The 20,324-nt window shown below is 68.6% G+C and carries 18 protein-coding genes; 4 read left to right on the top strand and 14 right to left on the bottom strand.

Features of this window, described 5'->3' with window-relative positions; genetic code table 11:
* Positions 1 to 68: 68 nt before the first annotated feature.
* Together DXK32_RS27320 and DXK32_RS27315 are read right to left on the bottom strand one after the other, a co-directional pair.
* Positions 69 to 1,109 carry a rod shape-determining protein gene (locus DXK32_RS27320; RefSeq protein WP_014240000.1) on the bottom strand — a complete coding sequence of 347 codons (1,041 nt, stop codon included), beginning with the start codon at positions 1,107 to 1,109 and terminating at the stop codon, positions 69 to 71.
* A 440-nt stretch (positions 1,110 to 1,549) separates the two neighbouring features.
* Positions 1,550 to 2,092, bottom strand: coding sequence for a TIGR00645 family protein (locus DXK32_RS27315; RefSeq protein WP_114861388.1), 543 nt, complete (start codon positions 2,090 to 2,092; stop codon positions 1,550 to 1,552).
* A gap of 194 nt (positions 2,093 to 2,286) precedes the next feature.
* Here DXK32_RS27315 and phoU point away from each other — a divergent pair, with 194 nt between their 5' ends.
* A complete protein-coding gene (gene phoU, locus DXK32_RS27310) occupies positions 2,287 to 2,991 on the top strand; it encodes a phosphate signaling complex protein PhoU (RefSeq protein ID WP_114861387.1) in 705 nt (234 codons plus the stop codon).
* 175 nt (positions 2,992 to 3,166) lie between these two features.
* Here the strand turns inward: phoU and ilvC are convergent, their stop codons facing one another.
* The 6 genes from ilvC to DXK32_RS27280 all read right to left on the bottom strand — a co-directional run bounded on the left by ilvC (position 3,167) and on the right by DXK32_RS27280 (position 9,768).
* Entirely contained in the window at positions 3,167 to 4,186 is a 1,020-nt protein-coding gene (gene ilvC, locus DXK32_RS27305) for a ketol-acid reductoisomerase (RefSeq protein ID WP_114861386.1), read from the bottom strand.
* 163 nt (positions 4,187 to 4,349) lie between these two features.
* Positions 4,350 to 4,856, bottom strand: a complete 507-nt coding sequence (gene ilvN, locus DXK32_RS27300) for an acetolactate synthase small subunit (RefSeq protein ID WP_114861385.1) — start codon at positions 4,854 to 4,856, stop codon at positions 4,350 to 4,352.
* Positions 4,857 to 4,906: 50 nt separating this feature from the next.
* A complete protein-coding gene (locus DXK32_RS27295; RefSeq protein ID WP_114861384.1) occupies positions 4,907 to 6,670 on the bottom strand; it encodes an acetolactate synthase 3 large subunit in 1,764 nt (587 codons plus the stop codon).
* 305 nt (positions 6,671 to 6,975) lie between these two features.
* Complete coding sequence (locus DXK32_RS27290) at positions 6,976 to 8,190, bottom strand: PLP-dependent aminotransferase family protein (RefSeq protein ID WP_114861383.1); 1,215 nt, start codon at positions 8,188 to 8,190, stop codon at positions 6,976 to 6,978.
* An 18-nt stretch (positions 8,191 to 8,208) separates the two neighbouring features.
* Positions 8,209 to 9,201, bottom strand: a complete 993-nt coding sequence (miaA, locus tag DXK32_RS27285) for a tRNA (adenosine(37)-N6)-dimethylallyltransferase MiaA (RefSeq protein ID WP_114861382.1) — start codon at positions 9,199 to 9,201, stop codon at positions 8,209 to 8,211.
* 78 nt (positions 9,202 to 9,279) lie between these two features.
* Positions 9,280 to 9,768, bottom strand: coding sequence for a cupredoxin domain-containing protein (locus tag DXK32_RS27280; protein ID WP_114861381.1), 489 nt, complete (start codon positions 9,766 to 9,768; stop codon positions 9,280 to 9,282).
* Between the two features lie 161 nt (positions 9,769 to 9,929).
* Between DXK32_RS27280 and serB the strand changes: the two genes are divergently transcribed.
* Positions 9,930 to 10,841, top strand: a complete 912-nt coding sequence (gene serB / locus DXK32_RS27275; protein WP_114861380.1) for a phosphoserine phosphatase SerB — start codon at positions 9,930 to 9,932, stop codon at positions 10,839 to 10,841.
* 86 nt (positions 10,842 to 10,927) lie between these two features.
* Here serB and DXK32_RS27270 read toward each other — a convergent pair whose 3' ends face one another.
* The 4 genes from DXK32_RS27270 to hflK all read right to left on the bottom strand — a co-directional run bounded on the left by DXK32_RS27270 (position 10,928) and on the right by hflK (position 15,149).
* Positions 10,928 to 12,457, bottom strand: a complete 1,530-nt coding sequence (locus DXK32_RS27270) for a DegQ family serine endoprotease (RefSeq protein ID WP_114861379.1) — start codon at positions 12,455 to 12,457, stop codon at positions 10,928 to 10,930.
* A gap of 257 nt (positions 12,458 to 12,714) precedes the next feature.
* Positions 12,715 to 12,903, bottom strand: coding sequence for a DUF2065 domain-containing protein (locus tag DXK32_RS27265; protein WP_014239988.1), 189 nt, complete (start codon positions 12,901 to 12,903; stop codon positions 12,715 to 12,717).
* Positions 12,904 to 13,026: 123 nt separating this feature from the next.
* A complete protein-coding gene (gene hflC, locus DXK32_RS27260) occupies positions 13,027 to 13,974 on the bottom strand; it encodes a protease modulator HflC (protein WP_114861378.1) in 948 nt (315 codons plus the stop codon).
* 11 nt (positions 13,975 to 13,985) lie between these two features.
* On the bottom strand, positions 13,986 to 15,149 hold the full coding sequence (gene hflK, locus DXK32_RS27255; protein ID WP_114861377.1) for an FtsH protease activity modulator HflK: 1,164 nt from the start codon (positions 15,147 to 15,149) through the stop codon (positions 13,986 to 13,988).
* 184 nt (positions 15,150 to 15,333) lie between these two features.
* Between hflK and apbC the strand changes: the two genes are divergently transcribed.
* Both apbC and DXK32_RS27245 read left to right on the top strand, forming a co-directional pair.
* Entirely contained in the window at positions 15,334 to 16,506 is a 1,173-nt protein-coding gene (gene apbC, locus DXK32_RS27250) for an iron-sulfur cluster carrier protein ApbC (protein WP_114861376.1), read from the top strand.
* A 184-nt stretch (positions 16,507 to 16,690) separates the two neighbouring features.
* Entirely contained in the window at positions 16,691 to 18,499 is a 1,809-nt protein-coding gene (locus DXK32_RS27245; RefSeq protein WP_114861375.1) for a monovalent cation:proton antiporter-2 (CPA2) family protein, read from the top strand.
* Positions 18,500 to 18,520: 21 nt separating this feature from the next.
* Here DXK32_RS27245 and DXK32_RS27240 read toward each other — a convergent pair whose 3' ends face one another.
* Positions 18,521 to 19,318: an ABC transporter ATP-binding protein gene (locus DXK32_RS27240; RefSeq protein WP_114861374.1), complete on the bottom strand. Its 798-nt coding sequence runs from the start codon at positions 19,316 to 19,318 to the stop codon at positions 18,521 to 18,523.
* A complete protein-coding gene (locus DXK32_RS27235) occupies positions 19,315 to 20,214 on the bottom strand; it encodes an ABC transporter permease (RefSeq protein ID WP_114861373.1) in 900 nt (299 codons plus the stop codon). The genes DXK32_RS27240 and DXK32_RS27235 overlap by 4 nt, the downstream gene beginning before the upstream one ends.
* Positions 20,215 to 20,324 lie beyond the last annotated feature (110 nt).

The raw sequence follows: 20,324 nt of genomic DNA, 5'->3' as shown, positions 1-20,324 counted from the left end.
CGATCCGCCCCCGGCTACGCCGGCGAATGGACGAACCACCGGGGGAACCCAACCGAGCAATACACCAATCAGTAGGCGCTGACCAAGACGTTTCGCAGCGTCTTCATCTCTTCCAGCGCCCGCCCGGTGCCCAGCGCGACGCAGGACAGCGGGTCGTCGGCGATCGACACCGGCAGGCCGGTGGCGTGGCGCAGGACGAAGTCCAGGTTGCCCAGCAGGGCGCCGCCGCCGGTCAGCACGATGCCCTTGTCCACGATGTCCGCGGCCAGTTCCGGCGCCGTATGCTCCAGCGCGACCTTCACCGCCTCGACGATGGCCGACACCGGCTCCGCCAGGGACTCGGCGATCTGCCGCTCGGAGATGATGAGTTCCTTGGGCACGCCGTTCATCAGGTCGCGGCCCTTGATCTCCAGGATGCGGCCCTCGCCGTCTTCCGGCGGGCAGGCCGAGCCGATTTCCTTCTTGATCCGCTCCGCCGAGCCTTCGCCGACCAGCAGATTGTGGGTGCGGCGGATGTAGCCGATGATGGCTTCGTCCATCTTGTCGCCGCCCACGCGGACCGAGCGCGAATAGACGATGCCGCCCAGCGACAACACGGCCACCTCGGTGGTGCCGCCGCCGATGTCCACGACCATGGAACCGGTCGGCTCCGTCACCGGGAGCCCGGCGCCGATCGCGGCGGCCATCGGCTCCTCGATCAGGAAGACGCGGCGGGCGCCGGCGGCCTCCGCCGATTCCTGGATCGCGCGGCGCTCCACGGCGGTGGAGCCCGACGGCACGCAGATGATGACCTGCGGGCTGGCGAAGCTGCGCCGGTTGTGCACCTTGCGGATGAAGTGCTTGATCATCTCCTCGGCGACTTCGAAGTCGGCGATGACGCCGTCGCGGAGGGGGCGGATGGCCTGGATGTTGCCGGGCGTGCGGCCCAGCATCATCTTCGCCTCGTCGCCGACGGCCAGCACCTGCTTCTTGCCGCGGACGTTGGCGATCGCCACGACCGAGGGTTCGTTCAGAACGATGCCGCGGCCCTTGACATAGACCAGGGTGTTGGCCGTCCCCAAATCGATCGCCATGTCGGCGGAAAGCACGCCGAGGAGTTTGGAAAGCATGGACCCGACTAACTCTTCAATGCGGTTGAGACGGCCTTGCCGGCGATGTGCCCGCTCCGATGCGGAGGGCCACGCCCGCCAACGGTTCCATAGACGAATGCCCCTTCGCGCTCAAGCGGAGAGTGCAGACGGCACGCCTTGCCGAACCCTGTCTCCGGCGCCCGTGGGGCGGTCGCCGGCGCCGGTCCGGCGCTCTGGTCGATGGGAGGCGGTCCTTGAGGCAAGGCCGGTCCCGGCGGAATGTCCAGTCCCCGAAGTCCTGGCGGAACGCCGTCCTCCGGTGCCCGCCACACTGCCGCGTCAGGGTTAATTTTCCGTCAACAGGAGGCGGGAACCTCCGGCGTCCGGCCAACCGCCCCGCTCGCGCCGGGGGTATCCTTAGGCTGATTCCCAACCCGCCGCAACGGCTTTGTGTCGGGTTTGAAACCGCTCCGGCGGCCTCAATGATGGTCGGATTTCGCAGCGGCCGCGGCCGTGCCGTGCGCTCCGTGATGGCTCCCCTCCAGGCGGTCCATCAGCGCCAACAGAACGCCGGACAGCACGAAGGTCATGTGGACGACGACCATCCACATCAGGTTCTCCTTGCTGATGTTGTCCATGTTCATGAAGGCCTTGAGCAGGTGGATGCCGGAGATCGCCACGATGGAGGCGATCAGCTTCAGCTTCAGCCCGCCGAAGTCGACCTTGCCCATCCAGTCCGGACGGTCCTTGTGGTCGGCGACGTCGATCTTCGACACGAAGTTCTCGTATCCCGAAAAGATCACCATCAGCAGCAGGTTGCCGGCCAGCGACAGGTCGATCAGCGTCAGCACCGCCAGCAGCACGTCCTTTTCCTGCATCTCCAGCACATGCGGGACGATGTGGAAGATCTCCTGCGTGAACTTCGCCAGCAGGAGCACCAGCGACACGACGAGCCCGAGATAGAAGGGGGCGAGCAGCCAGCGGCTGGCGAAGATGATCTGTTCGAAACGGCGTTCGATCATGACGGTCGGCGTCCGCGCTTGGTCATAAGGGGTAGGAGGGCCGAACTCTTGCCATTTCGCACATGCGAAATCAACCGTTCCCATGCACCGCGCGCCGCATCCCCCGCAGCGACGGCGCTGGCCTGCCGGGCCGCGAACCGGTAAGGTTTCCGGCCGTCCGCCGCACCGACGCCCGCACTGACAAGGCCAGTCCCATGAAGCACCCCGCCCCGCACATCGTCACCGCGTTCGAAGACGCCATGAAGCGGCTGAAGGCCAGCATCGTGCAGATGGCGGGCGCCGCGGAAACCCAGCTCGATGGCGCGCTGACCTGCCTGACCCAGCGCAACCCGGAGCAGGCCCGCGCCATCGTCGAGTCCGACGCGCGCCTCGACAGCTACGAGCACGAGATCGAGGCGAACTGCATGCGCATGCTGGTGCTGCGCCAGCCGGTGGCCGACGACCTGCGCGAGGTGATCGCCGCCCTGAAGATCGCCGGGAATTTGGAGCGCGTCGGCGACCACGCCGCCAACACTGCCCGCCGCGCCGTCTCCGTGGCCGAGTTCCCCGAATCCCCGGCGATGAGCACCCTGCCCAACCTGGGCCGTCTGGTGCGCCAGCGCCTGACCACCGCGGTGGATGCCTATGTGGACGGCGACGTCGATCTGGCGCTGCGCGTCTGGCGCACCGACGACGAGGTCGACGCGCTCTACACCAGCCTGTGCGAGAGCATCAACCAGTCGGCGGCCCGCCTGCCGGAGATGTTCACCGCCCACATGCACCTGCTGTTCATCGCCAAGAGCCTGGAGCGCATCGGCGACCACGCGACCAACATCGCGGAGGTGGTGCATTTCGTGCAGACCGGCCGGCCGCTGCTCGACGAGCGGCCGAGGGCGGACCGGTCGCGGGGGGATGTGTGAAAATGTAGAGGTTTTGCCCCCTCCCTAGCCCTCCCCCGCTTCGCAGGGGAGGGAATTTGCTCCTCCCCCTGCGAAGCGGGGGGAGGTCGGGAGGGGGGCAAGCCACCGCAGAACTCCCAAAAACGAAAAAGCGCGCCTCGCGGCGCGCTTTCCCGTTTCTCGATCCAAGAACCGATCAGTTCTTGGACTTGTCGACCAGACGACGCTCGGCGATCCAGGGCATCATGGCGCGCAGCTTCTCGCCGACCTGCTCGATCGAATGCTCGGCGTTGCGGCGGCGGGTCGCCTTGAAGGACGGCTGGCCGGCCTTGCACTCCAGCATCCAGTCGCGGACGAAACGGCCGGTCTGGATGTCCTCCAGAACGCGCTTCATCTCGGCCTTGGTCTCCGGGGTGATGATGCGCGGGCCGGTCTTGTAGTCGCCGTACTCGGCGGTGTTGGAGATCGAGTAGCGCATGTTGGCCATGCCGCCCTCATACATGAGGTCGACGATCAGCTTCACCTCGTGCAGGCACTCGAAATAGGCCATCTCCGGGGCGTAGCCGGCCTCGGTCAGCGTCTCGTAGCCGGCCTTGATCAGCTCGGTCAGGCCGCCGCAGAGCACGGCCTGCTCGCCGAACAGGTCGGTCTCGCACTCTTCCTTGAAGGTCGTCTCGATGATGCCGGCGCGGCCGCCGCCGATGGCCGAGGCGTAGGACAGGGCGATGTCCAGCCCGTTGCCCGAGGCGTTCTGGTGCACGGCCACGAGGCAGGGCACGCCGCCGCCGCGCTGGTACTCGCCGCGGACGGTGTGGCCGGGGCCCTTCGGCGCGATCATGAACACGTCGAGGTCGGCGCGCGGCTCGATCAGGTTGAAGTGCACGTTCAGGCCGTGCGCGAAGGCCAGGGCGGCGCCTTCCTTCAGGTTCTTGGCGAGGTCGTCGCGGTACAGGTCGGCCTGCAGCTCGTCCGGGGTGAGGATCATCACCACGTCGGCCCAGGCGGCGGCCTCGGCCGGGGACATGACCGTGAAGCCGGCGTTCTCGGCCTTCTTGATGGTGGCCGAGCCGGGGCGGAGGGCGATGCGCACGTCCTTCACGCCGCTGTCACGCAGGTTGTTGGCGTGGGCGTGGCCCTGGCTGCCGTAGCCGACGATGACGACCTTCTTCCCCTTGATCAGGTTCACGTCGGCATCACGATCATAATAGACGCGCATGGTGGTCTTCCTTGGATTTTTCGATCTGGTGGTGCGGGTTTTGCGCAGCGGAATTACTCCACCGGCGAAAGGGCCGCGTCAAGCAGAACACTGTTCGGTAGACGGATAAAGGACGGCGGGCTGGGTCGCTTCACACTCATGGCCCGCCGTCATAAGGCCGGGATCAGAACCCGGTGGCTCCCTTGGACATGGCGACGACGCCGGTTCGGCTGGCCTCGACGAGGCCGAGCTGGGCCATCAGCCCGACGAAGTCGTCGACCTCGGCCGTCGTGCCGGTCAGTTCGAACACGAAGGAGGTCAGGGTGGCGTCGACCACCTTCGCCTTGAAGATGTCGGCCAGGCGCAGCGCCTCGATGCGGCGGTCGCCGGTGCCGGCCACCTTGACCAGCGCCAGTTCGCGCTCCACCGACGGCCCCTCGTCCGTCAGGTCGTGCACCTTGTGCACCGGCACGAGGCGGTCGAGCTGGGCCTTGATCTGCTCCACCACCATACGGGTGCCGGAGGTGACCAGGGTGATGCGCGACAGGTGGTCGGCGTTGTTCACCTCCGCCACCGTCAGGCTTTCGATGTTGTAGCCGCGGCCCGAGAACAGGCCGATGACGCGGGCCAGCACGCCCGGCTCGTTGTCCACCAGCACGGCGATGGTGTGCTTCTCGATCTTCTCTTCCACGATCCGTACTCCGCCAGAGGGCCTTCAACCGTTCGTCTTGGTCGCCGCGATCAGACCAGCACCATGCCGTCTTCCGGCGTGGCGTCGGACGGGCTGTCCTCCGGACCGAACAGGATTTCGTTGTGGGCCTTGCCGCCGGGGATCATCGGGAAGCAGTTCTCCTTCGGGTCCACGGCGATGTCGATGATGCAGGGGCGGTCGGTGACGGCCAGCATCTTCTCGATGACCTCGTCCACCTCGGCCACCGTGGTCGCGCGCAGGCCGACGCAGCCCCAGCTTTCCGCCAGCTTCACGAAGTCGGGCAGCGCCTCGGAGTAGCTGTTGGAGTAGCGGGAGCCGTGCAGCAGCTCCTGCCACTGGCGCACCATGCCCATGTACTTGTTGTTCAGGATGAAGATCTTGACCGGGGCGCGGTACTGCACCGCCGTGCCGATCTCCTGCATGTTCATCAGGAAGGACGCCTCGCCCGAAACGTCCACCACGATGGCGTCGGGGTGGGCGAGCTGGGCGCCGATGGCCGCCGGCAGGCCGTAGCCCATGGTGCCCAGGCCGCCGGAGGTCATCCAGCGGTTCGGCTCGTCGAAGGGCAGGAACTGGGCGGCCCACATCTGGTGCTGGCCGACCTCGGTCGTCACGTAATGGTTCTTGCCGCGCAGCGCCTCGCGCAGCCGCTCCAGCGCGTACTGCGGCTTGATGACCGCCTCGGTGCGGTTGTAGTTCAGGCAGTTGCGGGCGCGCCAGCCCTCGACCTGACCCCACCACTCCTTCAGGGCGGTCTGGTCGGCGCGCTTCTGGCGGGCCTTCCAGATGCGGATCATGTCCTCCAGGACGGCGCCGGCGTCACCGACGATGGGGATGTCCACCGCGACGTTCTTGTTGATCGAGCTGGGGTCGATGTCGACGTGGATCTTCTTCGAGCCCGGCGCGAATTCCGACAGCTTGCCGGTCACGCGGTCGTCGAAGCGGGCGCCGATGTTGATCATGACGTCGCAGTTGTACATGGCGAGGTTCGCCTCGTACGTCCCATGCATGCCCAGCATGCCCAGCCACTGCGGGTCCGACGCCGGGAAGGCGCCCAGCCCCATCAGGGTCGAGGTGATCGGGAAGCCCGTCATCTTCACGAACTGGGTCAGCAGCTTGGCCGCGATCGGGCCGGCGTTCACCACGCCGCCGCCGGTGTAGAAGATCGGGCGCTTGGCGTTGGCGATCAGCTCGATGGCCTCCTCCACGCGGGCGATCTCGGGCTTCACCTGCGGGCGGTAGGTCTTGTGCTTCACCTCGGTCGGCGGGATGTAGGTGCCGTCGGCGAACTGCACGTCCTTCGGGATGTCGACCAGCACCGGGCCGGGGCGGCCGCTGCGCGCCACATAGAAGGCCTCGTGCATGGTGCGGGCCAGCTGGTTGACGTCCTTCACCAGATAATTGTGCTTGGTGCAGGGACGCGTGATGCCGGTGGTGTCGGCCTCCTGGAAGGCGTCGTTGCCGATCAGGTGGGTCGGCACCTGCCCCGACAGGCAGACCAGCGGAATGCTGTCGCACAGCGCGTCGAGCAGGCCCGTCACGGCGTTGGTGGCGCCGGGGCCGGAGGTCACCAGCACGCAGCCCACCTTGCCGGTGGAGCGGGCGTAGCCTTCCGCGGCGTGCACGGCCGCCTGCTCGTGCCGGACCAGGATGTGCTTGATGTCGTTCTGCTGGAAGATGGCGTCATAGATCGGAAGTACCGCGCCGCCCGGATAACCGAAGATGATGTCTACGCCCTGATCCTTCAGGGCCTTGATGACGATCTGCGCGCCGGTCAGCTTCTGTTCGGGCATAGCTCACGACCTTCCAATGGGGGCCCCTCTTTTCACGGGCGGCCCTGTTCCTTCTCAAACCCCGGCGATGGCCTGCTGGGAAAACAAGGGGTTATCCCCAAAGGCGAAGGCCGGGACCGGCAAACTAGACAATTCGTCCGTCTTCGGTCAACCCATTTTGCGAATGATCGAAAAGATTTTTTGCCGCAGTTTTTCCAAATATTTCGCAAGCTGGAAAGACCGCTCTCCCCGCAAAGCCGCCCGCAAACACGAACGGCCTGCCCCGCGGGTGCGGAGGCAGGCCGTTGCGCAAGAAGCGGCGGAGGTTACGCCGCGACGGTCTGAAGAAGGCCGCAGAGGCGGCGGATGCCTTCGCGGATGCGCTCCGGGTTGTTGTTGGAGAAGCTGAGACGCAGCGTGTTCTTGCCCGAACGGTCGGCGTGGAAGGCCGAGCCGGGGACGAAGGCGACGTTGGCGTCCTTGATGGCGCGGGCCAGCAGGTCCACCCCGTCGGTGCCCTCCGGCAGCTCGATCCAGACGAACATGCCGCCTTCCGGCTTGGTCCAGGTCACCCCGGCCGGGGCGAACTCGTCCAGCGCGGTCAGCATGGCGTCGCGGCGCTCCTTGTAGGCGGCGCGCAGGCGGCGGATGTGGCTGTCGAAGGTCTGCGACACCACGTCGTGCAGCACGATCTGGTTGATGGTGCTGGTGTGCAGGTCGCCGGCCTGCTTCATCAGGACCAGCCGGTTGATCACCTCGGCCGGGCCGTTGATCCAGCCCACGCGCAGCGCCGGCACCATCGTCTTGGAGAAGGAGCCGCAGAAGAGCACGTTGGTGATCTTGCCGCCGTTGCGGGCGGCGTCCAGCGCGGCGAGGGACGGGATCGCCTCGCCCTCGTAGCGCAGTTCGGTGTAGGCGGCGTCCTCGACGATCGGCACGCCGTGCTTGGCGCAGAGGTCGAGCAGCGCCTCGCGGCGGGCCAGCGAGATCGTCGTGCCGTTGGGGTTCTGGAAGTCGGGGACGAGGTAGAAGAACTTCGGCTTCTGCTCCAGCGCCGCTTCCACCGCGGCGAGGTCCGGCCCCTCGGCGTCGCCGGGAACGGAAAGATACTGCGGCTCGTAGGGTGAAAAGGCCTGGAGCGCGCCGAGATAGGTCGGGCGGGTCACCAGGATCTTCTCGCCCGGCCCGATCAACAGCTTGCCGACGAACTCCAGCGCCTGCTGCGACCCGCTGGTCACCAGCACCTCGTCCAGCCCGGCCTGGATGCCGCGGCGGCCCATGTACTCGCCGATCCACTCGCGCAGCGGCGTGTAGCCCTCGCTGATGGTGTACTGAAGCGCGCCGCCGGCCCCGCTGTTGGACTGGAAGATCTTCTCATAGGCGCGGGCGATGGCCGCGGTCGGGAAGAAATCGGGGTCCGGGATGCCCCCGGCGAAGGAGATGATCTCCGGCCGCTGGAGCAGCTTCAGCAGCTCCCGGATTTCCGAGGCCCCCATGCCGGCGACGCGACCGGCAAACACGTTTCCCCAATCGACCGTCACTTTCAATCCTCCTGAGGGTCAACGACGCAACGTCGTTTCAAGATAGGTCAGTATTGCTTCACTAAGTGGTCTTGTGTAGAGCGAATTGATCGTATGGCAGCCATGCAGCGCGGAGGCCGGCGGCCGGGCCGCGAGCTGGTGGCGGAACCATGTGACCTGCCGCTTCGCGTAGCGGCGCGTCGATTGCTGAGCCAGCGCAATGGCTTCGTCGAGGGTCAGCGCCCCGCCCAGATGGTCGCGCAGTTCCGGCACGCCCAGCGCCTTCATCGCCGGCAGGTCGGGATCGAGGCCGAGCGCGTCGAGCCGCCGCACCTCCTCCAGCGCCCCCTGCCCCATCATCACGCGGAAGCGGCGGTCGCAGTTGGCGTAGAGCGCGTCGCGCGGCGGGTCGATCACCAGCACGGAGAAGGCCAACCCCTCCGGCGCGCCCTCGGCGCGCTGGGTCTGCCAATGGGACAGCGGATGGCCGGTGGCCTCCAGCACTTCCCAGGCGCGGGTCAGGCGGGTGGTGTCGCCGGGGTTCAGCTTGGCCGAGGCCGGGTCGCGGCCCACCAGCTCCGCGCGGAACGCCTCGCCCCCCAGCTCCCGGAGCCGGGCGTGAGCGGCCTTGCGCACCTCGTCCGGGACGGCGGGGACGGCGCTCAAGCCCTCCATCAGCGTGCGCAGGTAGAGGCCGGTGCCGCCGACGACGATGGGCAGCCGTCCGGCGGCGTGGGCCGCGGCGATCTCCGCCAGCGCCATGTCGCGCCAGCGCGCGGCGGACCCGCGCTCCGCCGCCGGCAGCACGCCGTAGAGCCGATGCGGGGCCTGCGCCAGATCCTCCGCCCCAGGACGGGCAGTCAGCACGTCCAGCTCGGCGTAGAGCTGCATGCTGTCGGCGTTGATGACCGTGCCGTTGCGCGCCAGGGCGATGTCGAGCGCCATGCCCGACTTGCCCGACGCCGTCGGGCCGCCGATCACCACCACGTGCCGGTGCTGCACATCCCGGTTGCGCGGGCTGTCCTCTGCCATGTCGCCTTGCCTGACGTTCCTCCGCCTACAGCGTATGGCAGGGGAGGACACGGCTTGCAAGGCTGACCGGAAGGCGCCTCAGCGAACCGTGATCGTCCCGGTCATGCCGAAGCCGCTGTGCAACGGTTCGTGGCAGGCCAGGTCGTAGGTTCCGGCCTCGACCGGAACGAACTCCACCACGTCGGTCTGGCCGGCGGGGATCTCCAGATTCACCAGGGCCGGCGTCTCGACGGTGCCTTGCGCGGTGGTGACCCGGCGCACCGCGATGGCCTTGAAGAAGCCTTCGGAGGTGAAGGTGTGTGCGACGTTGCCGCGGTTCTCAAGCGTCAGGCGGTAGGACGTTCCCCGCTCGAAGGACAGACGGTCGGGCTGGAACCGGAACTCGTCCAACTGAACCGTCACGGGACGGGCCTGCGCCCAATCCACCGCCGAGACGCGCGCCGCCACGTCGCCGACATAGCCGGGCGGCGGGCGCTGCGCCAGATCGGTCCCGGCGCCGCATCCGGCCAACAGCAGGGTGAAAGCGAGAATGGACGGGGTGAGAAGGGTGGCAGGCCGCTGGATCATGGACGAACCCTCCGGCGATTTCAGCGGAAACGCGGCGGGAGGCTTCCGGGTCCGCGGCGCGGAATGTCTACGACGCTTGGCGGAGTGGGTTGGCGCAATCCCCCGGCTGTGCTAGGGAGCGCGCGCGCCCTTCCCCACGGCTCTTCCAGGATCGCCCCGCCATGAGCGCTGTCGTTACGCTGATCGCCGCCGCCTCCGCCGTTCTCGACGAGCAGGCCGTGCAGGCCGCCCGCGCGTCCCTGACCGCGCTGGGGGCCGACACTGCCAAGCCGGACTGGCTGGCCCCAGACCGCGCCTGCGACATCGCCGAGGAAGGGCTGGTGCCCGAGCAGGCCGAAGCCGCCGTGCGCCGCGCGCTGGCCAATCTTGCGTCAGGCGGCCTTGCCATCGACGTGATTGCCCAGAAGCCGGGCAACCGGAGAAAACGCCTGCTGGTCGCCGACATGGAATCAACGATCATCGAGCAGGAGATGCTGGACGAGCTGGGCGATTACGTCGGGCTGAAGGACCACATCGCCGCGATCACCGCCCGCGCCATGAACGGTGAGATCGACTTCAAGGGCGCGGTGCGGGAGCGGGTCGCCCTGCTCAAGGGCCTGAACGAGAGCGTCGTCGACGAGGTGTGGCAGCGCGCCACCCTGATGCCCGGCGCCAGGACGTTGGTGTCCACCATGCGCGCCAACGGGGCGGCCTGCGTGCTGGTTTCCGGCGGCTTCCGCTGCTTCACGGAGCGGGTGCGCCAGTGGGTCGGCTTCGATGACGACCGCGGCAACGTGCTGGAGGTCGTCGACGGCGTCATGACCGGCGCGGTGGTCGAGCCGATCCTCGACAAGGACAGCAAGCTGGAGGCCCTGCTCGCCTACGCCGGGGAGCGCCACGTCCCGACTGTCGAGACGATGGCCGTCGGCGACGGCGCCAACGACCTGCCGATGTTGCTGGCCGCCGGGCTGGGCGTCGCCTTCCACGCCAAGCCGACGGTGGCCGCCCAGGCCCGCGCCCGCGTCGACCACGGCGACCTCACCGCCCTGCTGTTCGCCCAGGGCTACCGGATCGGCGAGTTCGTGGAGGGCTGACTTCCCATCAACGCACCTCATAAAGCGAAAGGGCACCAGCGGTTTCCCGCCGGTGCCCTTTTCGTTTTGGGGATAGCCCCCTGGGCTCAGCCCTGGCTGAGCGGGATGGCGACGAAGCGCAGGTCGCCGTGACGGTCCACCAGCAGCAGGATCGACTTCTTGCCCTGCTCCTTGGCCTTCTGGATCTTGGACGTCACGTCCTCCGGCTTGCGGACCTCCTCCTGGCCGACCTCGATGATGACGTCGCCGGCGCGGATGCCCTTCTCCGACGCGGTGGAGTTGCCGGCCACCTCGGTCACCACGACGCCCTTCAGCTCGGGCTTGATCTCGAACTGCTGGCGCAGCTCCGGGGTGATGTTGGTCAGCTTCAGGCCCAGCGTCTCGGTCGGCTTCTGGGCCGGGGCCTGCTGCGGCTGGCGGCGCTGCTCCTCCGGGTTGGCGGCGAGAAGGCCCGATTCCTCGGCGGCCTCAAGCTCGCCCACCTTCACCTGGAGCTGCTGCGACTTGCCTTTGCGCCACACCTCGACCGGGACGGCCTTGTCGATCGGCGTCTCGGCGACGACGCGCGGCAGGCGGCGCATCTCGTTGATTTCCTTGCCGTCGAACTTGGTCACCACGTCGCCCGCCTGGATGCCGGCCTTGGCCGCCGGGCCGTTCGGGGTGATGGAGGCGACCAGCGCGCCCTTGTGGCCCTGCAGGCCCAGGCTCTCGGCGATCTCCGGGGTCACGCCCTGGATGCGCACGCCCAGCCAGCCGCGGCGGGTCTTGCCGTACTCGCGGAGCTGCGCGACCACCTGCTTGGCGAGGTTGGACGGGATGGCGAAGCCGATGCCGACCGAACCGCCCGACGGCGAGAAGATCGCCGTGTTGATGCCGATGACCTCGCCGTTCAGGTTGAACATCGGGCCGCCGGAGTTGCCGCGGTTGATCGAGGCGTCGGTCTGCAGGAAGTCGTCGTAGGGGCCGGCGTTGATGTCGCGCTGGCGGGCCGAGATGATGCCGGCGGTGACCGAACCGCCCAGGCCGAACGGGTTGCCGATGGCCAGCACCCAGTCGCCCACGCGCATGGTGTCCGAATCACCGAAGGGCACGGCGACCAGCGGGTGGCTGGTGGTGATCTTCAGCAGGGCGACGTCGGTCTTCGGGTCCTTGCCGATCAGCTCCGCCTTGATGTTGGTGTCGTCCTGCAGGATGACGGTGATCTCGTCGGCGTCCTGGATGACGTGGTTGTTGGTGACCACGTAGCCGTTCTTGGCGTCGATGATGAAGCCGGAGCCGAGCGAGGTCGACTTGCGCGGCTGCTGCGGCTGGTCCTGCTGCTGGCGGTCGAAGAAGTCGCGGAAGAACTCCTCGAACGGCGAGCCCGGCGGGAACTGCGGCATCTCGGGACGGGCGCCCTGCTGGCGCTGCGGCACCGCCTGGCTGGTGGAGATGTTGACCACGGCGGGCAGCAGCTTTTCCGACAGGTCGGCGAAGCTGGTCGGCGCCGGGCGCGACTGGGCCATGGCGGGGGTGCCGACGGCGGCGGACAGCCCCAACAGGAGAGCGGCGATCAGCGGCACGACGCGCAGCCGGCGGCCGGATTCGGCGCGGTGGATGGGGTGGTTCGGGTTCAACTCAGCTCTCCCTGCCGGACATCCGGCACCTTCTTGTTCCAATCGGCCATCTGTTCCAATCGGCACGCGGTTTCATGCGAATCGCGGTCCGAGGGGGCGCTTCACCGATCCGTGTGCCGGATGTAATCCCCGCGCGTCATCGCTTCAAGCAAAGGCGCACGGAGCCCATCCGCAACGGAGGACGCGCGAGTATAGAAGTCGGAGTATGGCCGGAAAATGGCGGCGCGGTCCAGCGACGCGCGCGCGGCAAAAGGGTGTCAGGCGCCGCGCAGAAGCCAGACGAATCCGACGCCGGCCATCGCCGTCACCAGCCCGACGGTGCGCAGCCGGTTCTCCGGCATCGTCAGCGCTTCGACGATCAGACGCCGCATCGCGGACGGGAACAGCGCGTAGAGCACGCCCTCGATCACCAGGACCAGGGCCAGCGCGGTGAGAAAATCCGTCATTGGTCGGGCGGCATTTCGGAGAAGGAAGTCCGGGCGGGACGACAAAATCGGGGTGGGGGAACGGGAGCCCCCACCCCACCCCCTCCCCCGGGACAAGGGGGAAGGGGAGACGAGCGCGACGTCTTACTGCTGCTGGGCGGTCGCCGGAGCCGGAGCCCGCTGCGGCACAGCACCACTGCCCGAGGCCGGCGCCGGCTGGCCGTTGCCGCCACCGGTGATGTCGCCGAAGTAGCGGAAGAACTCGCCGCTCGGGGACAGCACCATGGTGGTGTCGTCCTTGTTCAGCGACTTCCGGTAGGCTTCGAGCGTCCGGTAGAAGCTGTAGAACTGCGGGTCCTGCGACGTCGCCTCGGCGATCATCTTCAGCGCCTGGTTGTCGCCTTCACCGCGCAGGATCTGCGAATCGCGCTGCGCTTCGGCCAGGATGACGGTGCGCTCGCGGTCCGCGCGGGAGCGGATCTGCTGCGACTGCTCCTGACCCTGGGCGCGGGCCTCGGCGGCTTCGCGCTCACGCTCCGACCGCATGCGGGCGAAGATCGACTGGCTGGTCTCCTCCGGCAGGTCGGCGCGGCGAATGCGGACGTCGACGATCTCGATGCCGAAGCGCTTCGCCTCGTCGTTCACCTGCCCGCGGATGTCGTTCATCACGCGCGGACGCTCGTCCGACAGGATGGCGAGCAGCGTCACGCTGCCGAGAACGCGGCGCAGCGCCGAGTTCACGATGGCGTTCATCCGCGTCTCGGCCACCGCCTCGTTGCCGGCGGTCTGGTAGAAGCGCAGCGGGTCCAGGATGCGGTAACGCGCGAAGGCGTCCACGTCCAGGCGCTTCTGGTCGGCCAGGATGACCTGCTCCACCGGCGGGTCGAGGTCGAGCACGCGGCGGTCGAGGATGCGGACTTCCTGGATGAAGGGAACCTTGGCCTTCAGGCCGGGTTCGCGGATGACCCGCATCGGCTCGCCGAACTGGAGGACGAGCGCCTGCTGCGCCTCGTTCACCGTGAACAGCGAGGCCGAGGCGAGCACGCCCGCGGCGAGGATGCCGATGCCGGCGACCAACAATGTGCGGTTCATGGCATCCCTCCTCAACGGGCCGGCTGCTGGCCGGCGGGCCGCGCCGGGGCAGTCTGGAGCTGGTTGAGCGGCAGGTAGGGAACCACGCCCTGGGCGCCCTGCGCGTTGCCGTCGATGATGACCTTGTTGGCGCCGCTCAGGATCTCTTCCATGGTCTCCAGATACATGCGCTTGGCGGTCACGTCCTTGGCGGTCGAGTAGGCGTCGTACACCTTGCGGAAGCGGTCGGCGTCACCCTGTGCCAGGTTCACGACCTGCTCGCGGTAGGCGGACGCTTCCTGGATCAGCCGCTCCGCGTCGCCTCGGGCGCGCGGGATGACGTCGTTCCGGTAGGCCTCGGCCTCGTTGCGGGCGCGTTCGCGGTCGGCGCGGGCGCGCTGCACGTCGTTGAAGGCGTCGATGACGGGCGACGGCGGGTCGGCCTTCTGCAGCTGCACCTGCGTCACCTCGATGCCGCCCTCATAGTCGTCCAGCATGGCCTGGAGGAGCTGGCGGGTCGAGGTTTCGATCTGCTGGCGGGCCTCGGTCAGGGCCGGCTGCAGGTCGGTGCGGCCGATGACCTCGCGCATCGCGCTTTCCGCCGCCTTCTTCACGGTGGCCTCGGGGTCGCGGATCTTGAACAGATACTCGCCCGCGTCCTTGATGACCCAGAAGACGGTGAAGTCGATGTCGATGATGTTCTCGTCGCCGGTCAGCATCAGCGACTCGTCGGGGACGTCGCGGTCGCCGCGGCGGCCGTCGCCGGCCGAGCGGTAGCCGACCTCGATCCGGTTGACGCGCGTCACCTTGGGCATCAGCACCGTCTCGATGGGCGCCGGCAGATGGTAGCGCAGACCGGGCTGCTCGGTGCGCACCCACTGGCCGAAGCGCAGCACGACGCCCTGCTCGTCCGCCTCGACGCGGTAGATGCCGCTGGCCAGCCAGACCACGGCCAGCAGGCCGACGACGAGCGCGATGCCCCGGCCGCTGCCGACGCCGCCCGGCATCACCCGCTTCAGGCGGTCCTGGCCGCGGCGCAGCAGATCCTCAAGGTCCGGCGGCTGCGGCCCTCCGCCGCCGCCACCACCGCCGCCACCGCCACCCGGCGGACGGCCCCACGGATTCTGACCGCCACCACCCGGCGGAGGACCCCAGGGGCCGCCACCGCCGCCCCCTCCCTGATTGCTCCACGGCATTCCGTTCGTTCCCCTTCGCGCTCTCTCAATTCTTGGGACGGAAATTCCGGAAAACAAATCGTTTCCGGACCGTCCGATCCCTTTACCATTATTGTCCGCCGGCCCTATAGTGCCCATCCCATTCGGGGAAGGATTTCACCGACGGATATCCGCCAATATCGGGAAGGAAGCGGAGTTTTCAACCATGGCGCAGGTCAGCGAAGCTCAAGTCCTTGAAGCTCTGAGGACGGTTGTCGATCCGGAACGGGGCAAGGACGTCGTCAGCCTCGGCATGCTTTCCGGCCTTGTCGTGCGTGACGGGCACGTCGCCTTTTCGATCGAGGTGGACCCCAAGCGCGGCGCCCAGGCCGAGCCGGTGCGCCACGCCGCCGAGAAAGCGGTGGAGGCTCTGCCGGGCGTCCTGTCGGTCACCGCGGTCCTGACGGCGCACCGCCCCGCCGGGCAGGGTGCGGCCCCGCAGCAGGGCCACGGGCACGATCACGGGCATTCCCATGGCGGGCACGGCCACTCCCACGGCGGCCATTCCCATGGGCAGCCGACGGAGCAGAAGCCGCTGGTTCCGGGCGTGAAGGCCATCATCGCCGTCGCGTCGGGCAAGGGCGGCGTCGGCAAGTCCACCACGGCCAGCAACCTCGCGCTCGCCATGGCGGCGAACGGGTTGAAGGTCGGGCTTCTGGACGCCGACATCTACGGCCCGTCCATGCCGCGCATGCTGGGCATCTCCGGCCGGCCGACCAGCCGCGACGGCAAGATCCTGGAGCCGATGGAAAACTACGGCATCAAGGTGATGTCGATGGGCTTCCTGGTCGCCGAGGACACGCCGATGATCTGGCGCGGCCCGATGGTGATGAGCGCGCTCCAGCAGATGCTGCGCGATGTGAACTGGGGCACGCTCGACGTCCTGGTGGTGGACATGCCGCCGGGCACCGGCGACGCCCAGCTCACCATGGCGCAGCAGGTGCCGCTGGCCGGCGCGGTGATCGTCTCGACCCCGCAGGACATCGCCCTGCTGGACGCCCGCAAGGGGTTGAACATGTTCCGCCGCGTGGACGTGCCCGTCCTCGGCATCATCGAGAACATGAGCTACTTCTGCTGCCCGAACTGCGGCCACCGCACGGACATCTTCAGCCACGGCGGCGCCCGCAAGGAGGCCTCCGATCTGGGCATGGAGTTCCTCGGCGAGGTCCCGCTGCACCTCGACATCCGCGAGACCTCCGACCAGGGCCAGCCCATCGTGGTGTCCCAGCCCGAATCGGAGCACGCGAAGGTCTACCGCGGAATCGCCAAGCGCCTGTGGGAGAAGATCGCCGGCGAGCAGGGCCCGGCCCGGGCGGCGCCGCGGATCGTGGTGTCGTAAGGGAAGTACTTGCCCCCACCCTTCCCACGGCTTGCGCCGCGGGCCCCTTCCCTCCCCCGCTTCGCAGGAGAGGGAGTTTTATCCCCTCCCCTGCGAAGCGGGGGAGGGTTAGGGAGGGGGCAATGTTTTGCCGGGGGCAAGAACCCCCCATATTCCGTCCCTCGACACAGCGCGGACGGGGCCGATGCCGGATTTCGTGACGTTGGTGGTGCTGCTGGCCGCCGTGGTCCTGGCGGTGCCGGTGGCCAAGCGGATCGGCTTCGGCGGGCCGCTCGGCTATCTCGCGGCGGGGCTGGCCATCGGGCCGGGCGGGCTCGGGCTGGTGACGGACGTCGAGGCGATCCGGCACGTCTCGGAACTCGGCGTTATCATGCTGCTGTTCCTGATCGGGTTGGAGTTGCGCCCCGCCCGCCTCTGGGTGATGCGACGATCGGTCCTGGGGCTCGGCGGCGCGCAGGTCGCGGTGACCACCGTCGTGATCGCCGCCGCCGCCATCCTTCTGCTGGGGTTCACCCCAGCCGCCGCCGCGGTGACCGGGTTCGGCCTCTCGCTGTCCTCCACCGCCATGGTGCTGCCCATGCTGGCGGAGCGGGAGCTGCTGACCACCAACGCCGGACGCAGCGCCTTCTCGATCCTGCTGTTCCAGGACCTCGCCATCATCCCGGCGGTGGCGCTGCTGCCGCTGCTCGGCCATGGCGCCGGGGAGGTGCCGGACGCCGGGACGGCGTGGCTGGCCGTGCTGAAGGCCGGCGGAGCGATCGCGGTGATCCTGGCCGGCGGGCGCTACCTGCTGCGCCCCGTGCTGCGCATCGTGGACGGCGCCCGGACGCCGGAGATCTTCACCGCCACCGCCCTGCTGATCGTGCTGGGCACCGCCCTGTTCGCCGCCTGGGCGGGGCTGTCCATGTCGCTCGGCGCCTTCATGGCCGGGGTGCTGCTGTCCGATTCGGAGTACCGGCACGAGGTGCAGGCCGACATCGCGCCGTTCGAGGGGCTGCTGCTCGGCCTGTTCTTCGTGTCGGTGGGCATGGGGGCCGACGTGGCGGCGCTGATGGCCGAGCCGGTGCGCTACCTGTCGCTGGCGCTCGGGCTGATGGCCGTGAAGGCCGCGGTGCTGTTCGGGCTGGCCCGCCTGTCCGGCCTGCGTCCGGGCGGCTCGACGCGGCTGTCCACGGTGCTGAGCCAGGGCGGCGAGTTCGGCTTCGTGCTGTTCGGACTGGCCGTCGGAGTCGGGGCGATGAGCGGCGGGCAGGCGGCGACGGCCATGCTGGTGGTCACGCTGTCGATGATCGCCACGCCCTTCGTCTTCGCGGCGGAGGAGCGCTGGCTGGCGCCGCGGCTGATCGTGAAACCGGTCCGCCCCTACGACACCATCGCGCCGGACGGCGAGCCGCCGGTGCTGATCTGCGGCTTCGGCCGGGTCGGGCAGATCGTCGGCCGCGTGCTGCGGCTGCGCGGCATTCCCTTCACGGCGCTGGAACAGAGCGCCGAGCAGGTCGACGTCGTGCGGCGGTTCGGCAACAAGGTCTATTACGGCGACCCGTCGCGGCTCGACCTGCTGCGCGCCGCCGGGGCGGACAAGGCCAAGGTGCTGGTGGTGGCGCTGGAGGACATGGAGCAGTCGCTGCGCGTGGTGGAGCTGGCGACGCGCCATTTCCCCCACCTCGTCATCCACGCCCGCGCCCGCAACCGTCGCCACGCCCATTTCCTGATGGACCGCGGGGTCACCCATTTCGTGCGCGAGACCTATGATTCCAGCCTGCGGCTGACCGGCGGCGTGTTGGAATCGCTGGGCCTGCCGCCGGAGGAGACCCGCCACACGCTGGACACCTTCCGCGAGCATGACGAGCGCACGCTGATCCGGCAGCACGCCGTGCACCACGACGAGAACCGCCTGATCCAGACCTCGCGGCAGGCCGCCGCCGAGCTTCAGGCCCTGTTCGAGGCCGACCGCGAGGAACCGGAGGGGGAGCGGGACCGCAAGACCGTCTGAATGGTTGCGGCCCCCCGGCCTTCACCCGATCAGCAGGCTGTCGTCGGTGATGTCCTCGCCGCCGCGCTGCTTGGCGAACAGTGCCAGCAGGTGCGGCACGTCCAGCCCGGCGCGCTGCTCGCCGGACACGTCGAGCACGATCCGCCCTTCGTGCAGCATCACCGTGCGGTCGCCATAGTCCAGCGCCTGCCGCATGGAGTGGGTGACCATCAGCGTGGTCAGCCGGTTCTCCTCGACGATGCGGCGCGTCAGGCCGAGCACGAACTCCGCCGTTCCGGGGTCGAGCGCCGCCGTGTGTTCGTCGAGCAGCAGGATCTTCGAGCCGGCGAGCGTCGCCATCAGCAGGCTGACCGCCTGCCGCTGCCCGCCGGACAGCAGGCCCATGCGGTCGTGCAGCCGGTTCTCCAGCCCAAGGCCCAGCTCCGCGATGCGCTCGCGGAAATGCCGGCGGCGGTCGCCGCGCAGGGCGAAGCCCAGGCCACGGCGGCGCCCGCGGGCGGCGGCCAGCGCCATGTTCTCCTCGATGGTCAGCGCGGTGCAGCTTCCGACCATCGGGTCCTGGAAGACGCGGGCGACCAGCGCGGCGCGCTTCGGCGTCGCCCAGCGGGTGACGTCCACCCCGTCGATGGCGATGCGGCCCTCCTCGGCGATCACGTCGCCGGCCAGCGCGCCCAGGAAGGTGGACTTGCCGGCGCCGTTGGAGCCGATGACGGTGACGAACTGCCCTTCCGGGATCGTCAGGTCGACACCGCGCAGGGCGTGCTTTTCCAGCGGAGTGCCGCGCCCGAAGGTGACGTGGATGCCGTTGACCGTGATCATCGGACGGCCTCCCTCTTCTTCGACGCGGCTTTCAGCCGCATCCGCGGCAGGATCAGCGCCACCGCGACCAGGACGGCGGTGACGAGGTTGAGGTCGGAGGCCTGGAGTCCGATGGCGTCCGCCGACAGGGCCAGCTGCACCGCCAGACGGTAGAGGATGGAGCCGACGACGCAGCCGACCAGCGCCCACAGCATCGCGCGGGCCGGCAGCACCGTCTCGCCGACGATCACCGCGGCCAGACCGACCACGATGGTGCCGATGCCGGTGGTCACGTCGGCGAAGCCGTTGGTCTGGGCGAACAGCGCCCCGGCCAGGGCGCACAGCCCGTTGGACAGGGCCATGCCGGCGTAGATGTGGAAGTCCGTCTGCACCCCCTGCGCGCGGGCCATCCGGGCGTTGACTCCGGTCGCCCGCATGGCGAGGCCGAATTCGCTGTTCAGGAAGCGGGCCAGCAGCAGGACGATCACGACGACCACGACCAGGACGACGAGCGGCCGCACCACATGGTCGGGCAGCCCCAGCCCGTAGAAGGGCGTCAGCACCGTGTCCTGCATCAGCAGCGCCACGTTCGGGCGGCCCATCACGCGCAGGTTCACCGAGAACAACGCGATCATGGTCAGGATGCTGGCCAGCAGGTGCAGGATCTTGAAGCGGACGTTCAGCGTCGCCGTGACCAGCCCGGCCATCGACCCGGCCAGCGCCGCGACGAGGCTGGCGATCCACGGGTTGACCCCGGCGACCAGCAGCGTGGCGCAGACCGCCGCCCCCAGCGGGAAGCTGCCGTCCACCGTCAGGTCCGGAAAATCGAGCACCCGGAAGGACAGGTACACGCCGAGGGCGACCAGCGCGTACACCAGCCCGATCTCGACGGCCCCGAAAAAGGCGATTTCACTCATGATCGGTCCTTGGGGCGTGTCGCATCGGGCCCCCACCCAAACCCTCCCCCGCTCCGCAGGGGAGGGCTTTCTCCTCCCCCTGCGAAGCGGGGGGAGGTCGGGAGGGGGGC

The organism is Azospirillum brasilense (assembly GCF_003349955.1).
Taxonomy (GTDB): Bacteria; Pseudomonadota; Alphaproteobacteria; order Azospirillales; family Azospirillaceae; genus Azospirillum; species Azospirillum brasilense_B.
This window is presented reverse-complemented; position numbering and strand designations above follow the sequence as displayed.